Here is a 13,660-nt window from a genome sequence, read left to right as displayed (position 1 = left end):
CTGACCTACTCGAGCCACGCGAGAACATCCTGATCTCCAGCCACAACCAGATGGCTGGACGCCCTCGACAGACCGACATAGGCGTACTCGCTTGTTCCCCGGTCCTGTGCGCGGAAAGCGATCAGGACAACTGGCCTTTCCAGCCCCTTGAACCGCCTGACAGTGTCAATGACCACGGCGTCATCAGACATCTCATCAGCGTCAGTGACTTCCATATTGGTCCTGCCGACAAGCGCCCTGCATTCCTCCACCAACTCCAAGTTGGGTAGCAGGAGCGCCGTTCCACCGGGTGACCATTCCTGCTTGTTCACAAGCTCTTTGAGCTTCTGGATCAGGATTCGGGGAAGCTGCTGGTCGTCTTCGACCTTCAGCCATTCCACTGAAGTTCCGTCCGGTCCGATGGCAGTGATAGGAAATCCGGTGTAATGTTCCGCCGCGGCAGCGTGGATGTTGCGTGTGTTTCTCAGGTTCTGGCTCAGCCGGATTGGAATTAGTTCAAGATCAGCAGGTGGCGCTTCCAGTTCTCCGTAGACCTGCTGGTTGGAGTCAGCGAAGACCCTAAGCCTGCGCTCATCCGAAAGCGCGCTTTCCAGAATGATCCACCACAGTTGACGGAAGTCCTGTCCCTCATCGACAACAATTTCGTCCCAACGGAGCGATGTGTCGCTCTCCAGTGCCAGCATAGCGGCTTCAGGCAATCGCTTTCCGAAATAATCTGAACTGCCGTCCTCACGCGGAAGCTGATGCCCTGCAAGTTTGACAACATGTCTGCAGAACGAGTGAAAGCTGAGAATTTCGAGATTGGCCACTTCCCCGACCATACGCTGCATTGATCGGGCCAATGAACGATTATAGCAGGTCAGGAGAGTTCTTTTGCCAGCGGCAGCGGATCTTCGCGCTTCCTCCATCGCAATGACTGTCTTGCCAGTTCCAGCACCACCTTCGACAAGCGCCTTGGGAATGCCGGATATCATGTCAATGATGTGGAACTGACTTGGAGTGAGCGCGACCAATTGCCTATTCGTGTCCTCAATCTGGGCGCCGAGGGAAAATTTCAGCAGGACCGGTTTGGCGAGAATGTCCTCCAGAGCCCTGATGCCGTCTGCACCCAGAGGTTCGTCACCTGTTTGCTCACGCCCTTCGCCCAGCCGCTGCCCAACCCAGCTCCTGAGGTTGTGGTTGAGATCCTTGGCGCAGCAGAAAATCCTTCGCGGTTTGTCCGCGCCGAGGTCTGATGGCGGTGACTCTGCATTGGGGAAGATCACACCATGTGCGATATGGATATGCCGGGTTTGCCATTGCCGGTGGTCCTGCAGTCTTCGAAGCATTTCGTGCTTGGCGCTGACCGCCTGTCCGACCGGATCCTTGATGCGGTGTCTTATTCCGCCACGGTCAGTACTGACCCACTGTGAACTGGCAGGGTCATAGGAAATACCTCCCCCCTTTACCTCAATAGCCAGGATGCCGAAGCGCGGGTGTGCGATGAGAAAATCACACTCTCCATCGCGTTCATTGCCGAACCGATCTTCGCCCAGCCAAGGCCTCGAATAGAATACGACAAAGTCGTCTTCCAGGACGCTTTCAAGAGCATCGAACACAGCGATCTCCGCCTTGCGGAAGGGAGTGTTACGAACCTCTTGGGGAAGCCTTTCAGGCCACATCCTTGCCATCAGTACTTCTCCAGCAGAGTGGAACAGAACCCTAGTTCCGGCTGATCCGGAGTGCCCACGATGAGGGCGCGGTCGAGGAAATGATTGAACTCCTCGCATGCGGTTTCCGGCGCAAGAACGCAGGCATGGCAAGCCGAGCGTGAGAAGCTTGCAGATGCACCCATAAGGTCCTCAATGCAGAGTGGGTCAGACGAGCACCACTCTGCCCCCCGGACTGCGTTGAAAAACATTTCGCCAAATCGGTCCGATCTGCCCTGACGCTGCAGGCCGCCGAGCGTTCCGTCCGCGTCAGAGGTCGCTGTATAGATAAGAAAGCCCGCCATCTCGCCACCTTCTTCGTCAGCGTAAAGCCGCTCCTGAATGGCAGACGATGAATAGCCGCACTCGAGCGTCAGCTGCTTCATCACGATGTGAGAAAGCGTGTGACACAGAAGGAAACGGGCGGAGATCTTTTTCGGAGTCGATTCCTCGCCATGACGCTCATGCCATGACCTTGCGTGGTCATCGTTCAGGCGCCGGACCCGATCAAGGACGGCTGATCGCTGTTCCCAGATTTCGACCTGCTCTTCATCAAGCGCAACGAATATGCCTTCACCCCTGACTTCGATTGCGGGAAGCCAAGGCAGTTTATGCTCACTCAGGAGCGCAATGTTTCCCTCTTCCAGCTCTCCGGGAGGGTTGATCCTTGTAAAGCCCCTGATTGCCTGCACCTGGCGAAGCCTCACAGCCCGGACCACATCTGACACCAGGCCTTCAAGGGCCGTGGGGACTGGCTCATGGCGAATTTCAAATTCGGATTCCTTGTCACTCACTTCGGTCTTCGAATTCAGGAACTGCTTGTATTCGGCGAGACGGAGGTGATCGATATCGATCTCCGCATCCTGGTTGAGTTCGGTCTCAATAAGAGCAGCCAGCTCCGCAGGACTTTTCCCGAGGCTGTCCAGCACATGACGAAACGAGGGGTCCTCGCAGTATCTCTCGATCTGCTTTGCCCGGTCCTCTGGAAATGTAAGTGAAAGTGGGCCCCAGAAACCACCAAGCTTCTCACGAAGGTTTGGCATCCACGGGGGAATGCTGAGCGCACTCTCGACGACCGGGAAATAGAGATTGGAGGCACCTCGCTGAACACAGACCGGTTTGAGGTCGCAGTTCTCGTCAGCCTCAGCCAGCCACGGGCGTTTCCCGGCGCAGTTTGCGCTGTTTGCCCACATCTTCTTCGAGAACACGCCCTCCATCGATCGCCTGGCGCCGCATTCCCGGCATTTGACGACAAGGCCCGCAAGCCCGGCGCTCTCCGATCGGAAGTCGAGGAAACCCTGGCGGCCTGCGTTCCGGCACCCCTCCTTGTGACGCACCCAGAAATGCCATGGGAAGTCGTCCAGATGGCCGTTCTCGCAGGCCATAACGAAGCGTACGGGTATGACGTGTATCTTCCGACCCGTTTCGCTCGTCCTGCTGCACTCGCCACAATAGGGTGTAGGGTTGCCGGCGATGTTCGCCCAGTCGCTGGACCTGCCGATCCTGTCGCAGTGCGGGCATTGAAGCCAGATCGGGAATCTGGTGGCGACAAGGCGGCGGGAATCCTCCTTGTCGTCTTTCGAAGTTCGCGTCTCTAGGACGGGAGGGAGCCTGAATCCGCTGACCTGCAACTTCTTTTGCAGGCGCCGCTCCGTTACAGTCTGGCGGTTTGCGAGACCGGCAGGCGGGAACTTCTCGTCCCATGTTTCGAGTCCAGCCACGACACCTGAGACAGCACCTCCCGAGGCCCGGAAGTCGACGACAGCTCCTGGGCCAAATGTCGAGACAAGCGAGGCCCGTCTGATTTCTCCAAGGTCATTCTTGGCCATGATCTTCCGCTACCTCCCCTTGCGCAGCCGTTCGGCCATCCGGAAAGCCGAGCCGACTTCGACGCTGCGCATGGTGTTCATTGTGGCCCATGCTTCGCCGGGCTCACGACCAAGAGCCCTCTTCTGGGCAGCCTTTTCTGCACTTTGCAAAAGGGATGCGGATGGTCGAAATTCGTCCCAATACTTCTGGGGCGATCTTGCCTGCCAGTCGTCCAGCAGCTTTTCGAGCTCCGCCCTGACTTCGGTCTCCTCACTGTCAATGCGTCCGGCACGCAGCACCATCTTGTGAACCAGCTCTTCGGCAAGCTCGCGCCTTTCTTCCGACAACCTGACGTCAGACTGGCCGGTCATACCCGGAACCAGATGACGTACAGCAGCTACGAGGGCGGCATGGAGAGCGCGGTCTCTGGCCCTGGAGGCAAAGGGCGTAACGCTGGTCGCTTCGACGTCCCGATAGAGCGCCTGGTGCCAGCCCGCAAATGTCTCGAAGTGGGATCTGTCCCGTGCCTTTGCATTGTTGAGTATCGTGACAACAAGTCCCGCTGTATCACTTCGACCTACCCGGCTGGTTGACTGGATATACTCCGACGTTGTCTTCGGTTGCCCGTTGACGACCATCAGCCCAAGGCGCGCTATGTCGACGCCCACACTGACCATGTTTGTGGCCAGAACCACATCAACCGAGCCTTCCTCGTTACATGGGGTTTCGAGCTGATCGAGCATCCTTAGGATTTCGTCCTGCGTCCGTCGTGAGGTAAGTTCCTCGACGTTGGACACCTCGCGCTCATCTTCTGATCTGGCAGCGGCAAAAAGCTTCACCGAATCCGACACGTCGTCCTGCATGAGTACGAGCGCACCACCTAGCTCGCGCAGAGAATTGAAATAGCCGAGCAACGTCCAGTAGTCGTCTCTTCCTGCCCCGGCCGGCAATCGTGACGCCGACTGGAGCAATGACCCCGCGATCGCCTGAAGCGCAAATTTGGCTGACCGGCCCGCTGTCGAAATGCCGATGTACCGTCTTCCCTCGGCTTTCTCTTTTACAGGTTTTGTGACCGCGAAGCCTGAGTCCTGGTGATCAATTCCCGGTGGAGGGAACTGGCAAGTCCTCCTGTCAAAAAGCGCCCTTACCTGCTCCTCAGCCTTTCTGATGGTGGCGGTCGAGCCAATGATCTTGGGCAGGCTTCCAGATGCCGAAAAGATCAGGTCTATTGCGCTTTCATAGAGCCCGGACACTGTGCCCAGTGGCCCCGAAATCAGATGCAATTCATCCTGGATTATGAGGTCGGGAGTGTTACCGTCGTGAGCGCCAAAGAGCACAACAGTGCGGTCGTTCCTTACTATCTGTGCAAATTTGTCGACTGTTCCAATAAGCAGGGCAGGTCGCTGCTCGTAGATGTCATCATCGACAGTAAAGACCGGAAGCTCACCATGCAGCAGACATTTGCTGTTCACGCATTGGACGCATACGGGTGAAGTCGCTGCTTGCTGTGTCCATTTGACATCTTGGTGGCAGCAGGGGCATTTCGCAAGCTGTTCCGGCGAGGAGACCTCTTTCGCTCCATGCAAGGCAGCATAGGCAGCTGATCTCCTGTTTGGAGTGGCCGCGTCCCCCACCCAAAGCCCGATTGAGATCGGATGCGCACCTTTCAGCTCGAAATCGAAACTGGTTCTGATGAGGCCAGTCCGGATAGCTTCGCAGGCGGCAATCATCGCGACGGCCCGGGAAAACTGCTGGGTGGTGAGAAGCCGGAGGGTGTAACGCATGACCGCCACCACTCCGGGGCCGCTTTCGGCCAGACCGCCAAGCCGACGATGAAAGATCAGCATGGCAATGAGACCGAGGTAAGCTTCCGTCTTGCCGCCACCGGTTGGAAACCAGAGAAGGTCCATTACGTCCCGGTCAACGTGTTCCCGGTCAATCGTGGATTCCGAGGCGAGAAGAAGGAAGGCCAGCTGAAACGGCCGCCAGACGAGTGGTCTGCTCGCGCCCTCCTGCGCCCAGTTGAACTGCGTGCTCATGGCAAGGTTGGCCAGCTGAAACGCCTGCCGCATTGCACTATCGCGCCCCATTCTGCTGCAGGCAGCAGACATGCGTTCCATGACTGTCCGGCATCGCTCGAGGTTCGTCTCCGCGGCCTTCCGTTCCCAGTCGCCAAGTTCGCTTATCCTCGAAGCCTGGATAGAGATCCAGCTTTCGTACGCTGCGCAGAACCCCTCGAGCCCAAGCAGAAGATCATCGGTGCTTGCCGAGGCCAGAAAGTCCGCGCCAAGTGGTCCTGCCCCCCCGGCGGCCGCGAGCTCCTCGAATACGGCATGGCCTGCAGACGAAACGTCCGGAACAACCCCGCTCGGCATCCAGGTGCTTTTTACAAAAGCGACCTCGTTTCCGTTCGCCCCGACAAACGGATCAGACCATTCTGCGGAGCATGTATGGCCTGCTGCGAACTCCTCAACATTGCGATAGAGCAGGGCGTTGGAAATGGCTTCTTCGTCGCCAGTCGATCCCTGAAATCCCCTGCCAGACGGCCGCGGAACGAGAGCAGAATCTTCGCCTGCGGTTATCGTCAGACCGGTCTGGAAGAACGTAGAGCTCTCGGCGTCGTCCCTTCCAGCTGTCGAGAGGTTGGAATTGATGAGGGTTACCGTGACCAGCCGGCAGTCTGGTCCGTCGACTGCCCTGACATGGAGTTCTGCACCACTTGCCGTCTTGTTCATTTCGGCAAGGCCAATTCTGGCAGAGTTGCCGTCACAGCTGATGCCCTCAACCAGAAGGTTAACCGAGGTCCTTTCCCAAACTTCCAGGCCGTCGTCCTCGATTACCTTGTCGTACCGGGCGAAGCTAACCTCAACATTGATCTTGTAATTACTGGCGGAGCGAAGCGAAAAGGATACGCCGGCGGTAGAAGGGCGCATCACGGATTTCGCCGGGATTTCCTCTGGCGCTCCGTCCGACGCCTCTTCGTTTCTGCCTGTACTACCGACCTCGAGCTTGTCGTCTTCCTCTCCAGGAGTTGCAGATCGCATCGGCCAAAGGATGCCGGACAGATAAACATCCGAAGGACGGGACTGTAATTTCTCGTTCTCCTGTCGGGGCCCAATCAGATCCTCAAACAGTCGAGCAACCATACTCGATCGTATGCTGGAAGGGTCATGTATTACCGTCATGCTGATCGATCCTCTTGCCCTTCTGGCTCAGAGTTGGAATATCTGCCTCCCGCCCTAGTCCTGAAGTCCTAACGGACTGTTTCAGTTTTGGAAAACCCTCAATGTCGGAAATTGCACATTGTCGATAGACAGGTCGTGCGCAACCCACGGCGCCTCCAGACGGTCTTGTCCTATGCCAGCTGCGGCAGGGCTTATGGAGCTTCTTGTCACTGACTAATAGTGCCGAACATGCTGCACATTCGCTGGTGGCCAAACTGTGCTTCACAGCTGTGGACGCACCCGAGACAAAACGCGAACAAATCCTTGCCTTCCGGGAGTCCTCCTGCCACCATGTCCACAAGTGACCCAGTTTTTGTTGGGCGCCTCCAGAAGGACAGCATATGAACAGGAACCGCCGCTTCATCGAGGACCATGCAAGGGCGGGAATTCCGGTCGAAGTGCTGGCAGACGAATTCGGAACCTCAGTGCGCCAGGTGCGTCGCTACATCGCCGGTCAGAGCAATGTCCCGAAACTGGTTGCCGCGAAGATGTGCGAGCTGGCCGCGGCACGGCGCTCGGCCTTCTCGTTCGGCAGCGAGCCCGCCTTCCGCTTCATTGACCTGTTTGCCGGCATCGGCGGCATGCGGATCGGCTTCGAAGCGATCGGCGGCAAATGCGTATTTACCAGCGAATGGGATCGCTACTCGCAGAAAACCTATCGCCAGAACTTTCCCGACAGCGATGATCATGTCTTTGCCGGCGACATCCGGCCCTATGGCGAGGATCCCTCGAAGATCCCGCCGTTTGATGTGCTGCTGGCGGGGTTCCCGTGCCAGCCCTTCTCGCTGGCCGGTGTGTCGAAGAAGAACTCGTTGGGCCGTGCCCATGGGTTTGCCTGTGAGGAACAGGGCAATCTGTTCTTCGAGATCGCGCGGATCCTCGATCATCACCGCCCCTCGGCCTTTCTGCTCGAGAACGTCAAAAACCTGAAGAGCCATGACAAGGGCCGCACCTTCGAGGTGATCCGGCGCACACTTGAGGAGGATCTGGGCTACCGGATCGAGACCCGGATCATCAGCTCGGCGCCGTTCGTTCCGCAGAAGCGGCAGCGGATCTTCATCGTCGGCTTCCGTGAGGATGCAGGGTTCCGGTTCGAGGATTTCGACCGGTGCGTACCACCAGAGGAGGAATGGCCGAAGCTGGGTGCCATCCTGCACTCGCATAACGAAATCGATCCTAAATACACCCTCACCCCCAACCTCTGGCAGTATCTGCAGGATTACCGCAAAAAGCACGAGAAGGCCGGTAACGGGTTCGGGTTCACGGCGCATGGGCCGGACGACGTCGCGCGCACCCTTTCGGCACGCTACCACAAGGATGGCTCGGAGATCCTGATCCAGCAGAAGGGCACCCGCCCGCGTCGGCTCACCCCGACCGAGTGCGCGCGGCTCATGGGGTTCGAGCGGGACGGGCGCAATTGGCAAATCCCGGTTTCTGACACACAGGCCTATCGCCAGTTCGGCAATGCTGTGGTGGTGCCGGTGGTCGAGGCGATTGCCCGCGCCATGCAGCCTGCGCTGATGCGCGCGCTGGGCAGGGATGCTCCGGCCGGTTCGAATGAGACGGCGCTCACTTCGCCCGGCGATTACGTACCCCGCGAGCTGGTGCCGCTTTGACCGACATCGTGGATCCCGCCACCCGCAGCCGGATGATGGCCGGGATCAGGGGTCGCGATACGAAGCCTGAACTGCTGATCCGGTCGGGGCTCCACCGCATGGGGTTTCGGTTCCGTCTTCATGGCAAGGGCCTGCCCGGGAAGCCGGACATGGTGTTCACCTCGCGCAGCGCGGTGATCGAGGTTCGAGGCTGCTTCTGGCACGGGCATGACTGCCCGCTGTTCCGCTGGCCGGCCACGCGGCCGGAGTTCTGGAGGGAGAAAATTGCCGCGAACATTGCACGCGATGCGCGCAACCGAAAGGCGCTGCTGAAGCAGGGCTGGCGTATGGCGGAAGTGTGGGAGTGTCAGATTAAGGGGCCTCGTAGAACGCCGGTTGATGGAGTCCTTGCTGAGCTGGTCGATTTCCTGAACTCGCCGACCCCATTCCTTTCGGTGGGAGGATCCAGGACGATCACAGTTCACCAGACGCCATAATGAGATGGCCTCACTGACCCCCGAAGTACTGTAGCTAGCAAAGCCGTCGTCGCTCAGGCGCCAAGCGCGGCAGCCGCTACTGAGTGCCCTTTTTTTGAACAGGCTGGCGTCCTGCGCGGCGAGTGAGACAACGGCCAGTTCAAGCTGACCGGCAATCACCCAAGAGGAAATCAGCAAGCCTCAGCGAGACTCAGTTTTTCACAACTGAGAAACTTTATCTCTCATATAATCATATACTTGAACTCCACCATCAGTCTTTCGCCGGGTTTTCGCCCAGCTGATGGGGGTTGTGCAGCTGATCTGCCACCCTACATTCTGTCCTCAAAGTAAGCTCGAGAGGACATTATGGCGTTTGAACATTGTCCCCCCACAGTCGCCGATTTGATTGCCGTTCTTGGTGCGCACGGCGTCACCGAAGCTCTCATCAAGCCGCTGACCCGCAACCACAACGACAAGAACCAGATCTACTCCGGCAGGGACTTCACGCCGCTCTACCCTACCTTCGACGTGACATTCGCTGACAGGGGCGCCTCGACGAGTGGCAAGAAGGGAGGTCAGGCGGCGGGCGCATTGATTCCCGAGGCGGTATTTCGCGACTTCTTCTGGGTCGATGATACAGGCCGAGAGGTTCGCGCCCGCGATGTGCGAATGATCATCTACGCACAGTATCCCGAAACCCGGCTCAGCGGGTTCAGCACGATCGAGAACACCATGCCGGTTTCGCTGTCGGTCGATTACACTAAAGCTCAGCCGAATGCGGTGCGATACCTCGTCCTTGGTCGCCGTGGCAGCGGCCAGGCCGTTGCGATGATGGTAGCCAATCCGCCGCAGCAGTTCATCGACGACGTTGCCGGTCTTCCCAGCGCCACCGGCTCGCGGGTCTGGAGGCACCTGCGTCTTCGGACCACAGCGCCGCAGCGGCTCATCGCCTTGCTCGCTGCGGCTTCAGGTCGCAAGCTGCCCGGGCGTCGGCTGAATGCAGCCGGTGCAACGCTTCCGTTCAACGGAACGCAGGTGTGCGGCTACACGCTCGAGCACGAGCTGGGGATCATCCCGAACAGCGGCAAGGATGGCGACTTCGAGGGTATCGAGCTCAAGACCCACACACAGAAGAAGGTCACCCTGTTCACACCGGAACCGGACATGGGGCTCTATGCGGCAGACTTCTCCAGCTTCATGACCACCTACGGCTATCCGGACGAGAACGGACACCTTCGCGTGACCGGGATTCATCGTGTAGGCATCCGCTGCGAGAAGAGTGGGTTGACGCTGCGGGTCATGAACCACGCCCGTGGTACACCCATTTCTGGTAGCGTCGACGACGACGTGCATCTCGGACTGTTCGACGACGCTGGCAACCTCGCCGCCGGATGGTCATTGAGCCGAATGCTGAACAGCTGGTCATCAAAGCATAATGAGGCCGTCTACATCCCGGCGGTGAAGATGAAGTGTGACGACGCTGAACTCGGCGCGGCCGGGTACCGCCATTACGTGGAGTTCGGTGACCGGGTATTGTGGTGCCGCGAAACGTCAGCGGAGCAGTTGTTCGAGGCGCTCTACAACGGAACGCTCTTTCTGGACCCCGCACCGAAGTACTGCGCCGGAAACGCAGCGCTCACGAAGCGCCGGTCGCAATGGCGCGTCAACGACATCGCGAAGGCGGCCCGGGACCTCTACAATGACGTGCGGACGATCTCGCTGTCCGATGAGATGAATGGAACTTGATGGGGCCTGCGGGCGCGTGCGGATTTGCTTTGTTGATTTGGTGAGGAATTGCGCGGAACCGACGCCGTGGCCGCTGGCAGAAAGACTGAAATGTTCGAACATCGAAGAGTCGAGGGTGGCCAATAAGGCGCGGCCAGCAGTCGTTGGCGGCACCGGGCTCGAACCCCGTTTTACATAAGATCACTTCGCATTCGGTCTTGCACCGCTAGTGGGGCCAAAACCTTCGTTTCACCCCCCGGACCATTCGATGGTCCAGGGCTTCAAGGCTGAAGCGATGGCCTTCTCATGAAATGGGAGAAGGAATGGGTCCGCACGTGGACCGCCGACGAAGTCCCTTGGAACTGCCGCCCTATCAACAATCCTGCTGGCAGGAATGTGTGCAAAGGTCATGATTCCCATTGATTTATGCCACACCATTTTTTTCACATCATCTGGCTCGAGCCGCAAGGCAAGCACCACTCCTTGCGCATGCTCGGCCTTCGCTTCATCTGCGACACGGCGAATATCTCCCAAACCGTCAAGCTGTTCGGATAGCCAATGGAGATCGATAAACTTCGGTCGAAGACTTTCGAGTTGATCAGGATGCATGACGCCCTTGTACCTCTCGTAGATTCTCGCCTTGGACGCATAATGCTCTTCACGCAGAGCTTTGTCCGTCAAGAAGACCTCAAGATCATCGATTGTCTTTCGAATTCGACTTAATTTCTCACCGCCAGCAAAATCTTCTGAAGCGTAGCCAGCTGCACGCTGGCTTGTTTCGGCCAAAAATATTGGGCTTCTGCCGTGGACAAGGTCAAATCCTTGGGAAAATGATATGAGTGGCACGGCACTGGATGAAATCCAGTCGATCTCCTCAATGATGGCGAGGACGCGACTTACCATCTCCTTTGTAGCAAGACTCGAGTGTGGAAGGAGCCCGCGTTCGTCTACAGCGGCGGCAGCTGAAACCGATGTGCCGTGGAAGAGTGTCCAGTCATCGCTTTCGATTTCGTCCGGAAATAACGAAGCAGGCGCGTCGTCTCGCATTCATATTTCCTCTGACGTGACCCCCAGCTTTGCCGCCAGCCGGGGCTAAATCCGGGCGATGGCTCGGCCCTTTCGATATCGTGTCTCAAGCTAGCCGCATCATCTATAGCCTCGGACGTTCGGCTTCGCGAGCTTGCGCTCACTGTAATGCGGGTTCGAGCCTCACTAAACAGACGATTGCTACACAACATCGTGTCCAAGCGGCATGAAGCAACGCTAGGCTAGGTGGCCCAAGGTTGGTAATGGCGAATAGGAGGAGGTGACCGCTTGGCAACTACAGTAAAAGTAGGGACTTGGAACGTCGCCTGGAGACAGCCAACCAGCCTCGCTGGCAAGACGATGCGAGACCGTTTGCTCGCGAGCGACCCCGAGGTCCTTTGCATTACCGAGGCAGATGCCGACTTCATGCGTGGCAGCGGACACGTCATTTGCGCCGACGCCGACTATGGCTACCCCTTGATCAGAAACCGCCGCAAGGTCCTTCTTTGGAGCAGGCAACCGTGGCAAGCCGTCGACCGAGTCGGCGACGAAATACTCCCTCCGGGACGTTTCATTAGCGGCTGTACCGAGACGAGCGCAGGACTTCTAAGGTTTGTCGGAGTTTGCATCCCTTGGGCGGCAGCTCACGTCAGCACCGGCCGACGCGACAGGAAGCGCTGGGATGAGCACCTCGCCTATATTTCTGGTCTTGGTTGCCACTTGGACCGCCTTGAAGAGCCCTTCGTCGTCATGGGCGACTTCAACCAGGCAATACCAAAGCGAACTGCCCCCGCCCGTGTTTACGAAGCTCTGTGCCGTTCGGTATTGGAGCAGGCCAATGTCTTCACGACCGGCAAAATCGAAGGCTGCGGCTTCGCGATCGATCACATCGCGGGATCTCAGGGAATATCCTGCAAGAAGGTGGGCGGACTGTCAGCCGCTAGCCCAAACGGTACCAAGCTTAGCGATCATTTCGGCATGTGGGCCGAATTATCAATCGCTAACTCGGAAGAGCTCAAACTTCATTGGACATAAGCTCAGTCGACGCATGCGAAGGTTTGTTGAATGAAGTCGTATTGATTTGAAATAGCTTTTTCTGAAAGGAAGAGCATGGAACCCGACCAACCTATGAGCAACAAACCCAACCGGCGCATCGCATTGCTTATCGACGCAGACAATGTTTCGCATACCAAAGTCGCAGCAATTGTGGCCGAGTTGTCAAAGTACGGAACGGCCAACATCCGCCGTGCGTACGGTGACTGGGCAAGTGCCGGGTTGAAGGGCTGGAAAAGCAAACTTCATGATTCTGCAATTCGACCTATCCAACAGTTCAGCTATTCAGCCGGCAAAAATGCGACCGATATCGCCCTAGTCATCGACGCGATGGAATTGCTTTACACCCAGGATCTGGACGCGTTTTGCATAGCTTCAAGCGATGCAGATTTCACGCCGCTCATCATGCAACTCAAAGCCAATGGACACGAAGTTTATGGCTTTGGTGAGCGCAAGACCCCGCAACCTTTCGTCAACGCGTGTACGACGTTCCTTTATCTCGACAGCCTTGACGATGAAGGCGCTTTTGAGCCGGAGGACACGGCCAGTTTGAAGCCCACGAATGCTCCAAAAGCTAAAGGTAAGGCCGCCACAAAGACCGTCTCGAAATCCGAAGCCAATCCGCCGAAGCCGACGGCAAAGGTGCTTGCTCAAGATGCAGCACTCATCCGCGTCTTGCGTGGCGCGGTTGAAGCATCTGCTCACGACGATGGCTGGGCAGCCATGTCGGCAGCGGGCAGTGCGGCGAAGCGGCAAGCGCCAATCGATCCTCGTAATTACGGCGTGAAGAACTTTCCGAAGCTTTTCGAGGCGACCGGCCTCTTCGAAATTTTCAAGGCCGAAAGCGGCCAAAGCTATGTTGCAGATATGCGCAATTCTGACCGCACTCCGCGTCCTGATCGATAGAAAGTCACAGGAGTGATTTGCCGAAAGACTTTGTCAGATCATGCTGCTGCAGTCATAGCTAAGACCGATGTATCCATCAGAGGCGGAAAGCCAGAAATTCGGTGCATCCTCCACCGGGTGTTGGGATCAAAAGTCCAGAGGCTCGAAGCATGAGAGCA

9 protein-coding genes are annotated in these 13,660 nt (G+C 57.6%); 5 read left to right on the top strand and 4 right to left on the bottom strand.

The annotated features are described in order from the left end of the window. Nucleotides 1–5: 5 nt before the first annotated feature. Genes H7692_RS12595 through H7692_RS12585 form a run of 3 tightly spaced genes read right to left on the bottom strand, consistent with a single transcriptional unit; the run spans nt 6 to nt 6,643 of the window. Complete coding sequence (locus tag H7692_RS12595; RefSeq protein WP_227340279.1) at nt 6–1,670, bottom strand: nuclease-related domain-containing DEAD/DEAH box helicase; 1,665 nt, start codon at nt 1,668–1,670, stop codon at nt 6–8. After that, nucleotides 1,670–3,517 carry a DUF1998 domain-containing protein gene (gene drmB / locus H7692_RS12590; RefSeq protein ID WP_227340278.1) on the bottom strand — a complete coding sequence of 616 codons (1,848 nt, stop codon included), beginning with the start codon at nt 3,515–3,517 and terminating at the stop codon, nt 1,670–1,672. Before drmB ends, H7692_RS12595 begins: the two co-directional genes overlap by 1 nt. 9 nt (nt 3,518–3,526) lie before the next feature. Continuing rightward, on the bottom strand, nt 3,527–6,643 hold the full coding sequence (locus H7692_RS12585) for a helicase-related protein (RefSeq protein WP_227340277.1): 3,117 nt from the start codon (nt 6,641–6,643) through the stop codon (nt 3,527–3,529). A gap of 419 nt (nt 6,644–7,062) precedes the next feature. On the opposite strand from H7692_RS12585, the gene dcm reads away from it, so the two are divergent. From dcm to H7692_RS12570, 3 genes are all read left to right on the top strand, one after another. Then, nucleotides 7,063–8,337: a DNA (cytosine-5-)-methyltransferase gene (gene dcm / locus H7692_RS12580; RefSeq protein ID WP_227340276.1), complete on the top strand. Its 1,275-nt coding sequence runs from the start codon at nt 7,063–7,065 to the stop codon at nt 8,335–8,337. After that, complete coding sequence (locus tag H7692_RS12575; protein ID WP_227340275.1) at nt 8,334–8,813, top strand: very short patch repair endonuclease; 480 nt, start codon at nt 8,334–8,336, stop codon at nt 8,811–8,813. Before dcm ends, H7692_RS12575 begins: the two co-directional genes overlap by 4 nt. A 345-nt stretch (nt 8,814–9,158) precedes the next feature. Next, nucleotides 9,159–10,538, top strand: a complete 1,380-nt coding sequence (locus H7692_RS12570) for an MvaI/BcnI family restriction endonuclease (protein WP_227340274.1) — start codon at nt 9,159–9,161, stop codon at nt 10,536–10,538. Between the two features lie 228 nt (nt 10,539–10,766). Here H7692_RS12570 and H7692_RS12565 read toward each other — a convergent pair whose 3' ends face one another. Next, complete coding sequence (locus tag H7692_RS12565; RefSeq protein WP_227340273.1) at nt 10,767–11,564, bottom strand: hypothetical protein; 798 nt, start codon at nt 11,562–11,564, stop codon at nt 10,767–10,769. Nucleotides 11,565–11,831: 267 nt separating this feature from the next. Here H7692_RS12565 and H7692_RS12560 point away from each other — a divergent pair, with 267 nt between their 5' ends. Both H7692_RS12560 and H7692_RS12555 read left to right on the top strand, forming a co-directional pair. Beyond that, nucleotides 11,832–12,578: an endonuclease/exonuclease/phosphatase family protein gene (locus H7692_RS12560; protein WP_227340272.1), complete on the top strand. Its 747-nt coding sequence runs from the start codon at nt 11,832–11,834 to the stop codon at nt 12,576–12,578. Nucleotides 12,579–12,671: 93 nt separating this feature from the next. Beyond that, nucleotides 12,672–13,502: an NYN domain-containing protein gene (locus tag H7692_RS12555; RefSeq protein ID WP_227340271.1), complete on the top strand. Its 831-nt coding sequence runs from the start codon at nt 12,672–12,674 to the stop codon at nt 13,500–13,502. Nucleotides 13,503–13,660 lie beyond the last annotated feature (158 nt).

It is taken from the genome of Sphingopyxis sp. P8 (genome assembly GCF_020622175.1).
GTDB lineage: Bacteria > Pseudomonadota > Alphaproteobacteria > Sphingomonadales > Sphingomonadaceae > Sphingopyxis > Sphingopyxis jiangsuensis.
Note: the sequence above shows the minus strand (reverse complement) of the source record. Positions and strands in the feature narration are given on the sequence as shown.

Bases quoted from the DNA above. Each gene is read 5' to 3' on its own strand.
- H7692_RS12595 (WP_227340279.1), bottom strand. From the start codon at position 1,670: ATGGCAAGGATGTGGCCTGAAAGGCTTCCCCAAGAGGTTCGTAACACT.
- drmB (WP_227340278.1), bottom strand. From the start codon at position 3,517: ATGGCCAAGAATGACCTTGGAGAAATCAGACGGGCCTCGCTTGTCTCG.
- H7692_RS12585 (WP_227340277.1), bottom strand. From the start codon at position 6,643: ATGGTTGCTCGACTGTTTGAGGATCTGATTGGGCCCCGACAGGAGAAC.
- dcm (WP_227340276.1), top strand. From the start codon at position 7,063: ATGAACAGGAACCGCCGCTTCATCGAGGACCATGCAAGGGCGGGAATT.
- H7692_RS12570 (WP_227340274.1), top strand. From the start codon at position 9,159: ATGGCGTTTGAACATTGTCCCCCCACAGTCGCCGATTTGATTGCCGTT.
- H7692_RS12565 (WP_227340273.1), bottom strand. From the start codon at position 11,564: ATGCGAGACGACGCGCCTGCTTCGTTATTTCCGGACGAAATCGAAAGC.
- H7692_RS12555 (WP_227340271.1), top strand. From the start codon at position 12,672: ATGAGCAACAAACCCAACCGGCGCATCGCATTGCTTATCGACGCAGAC.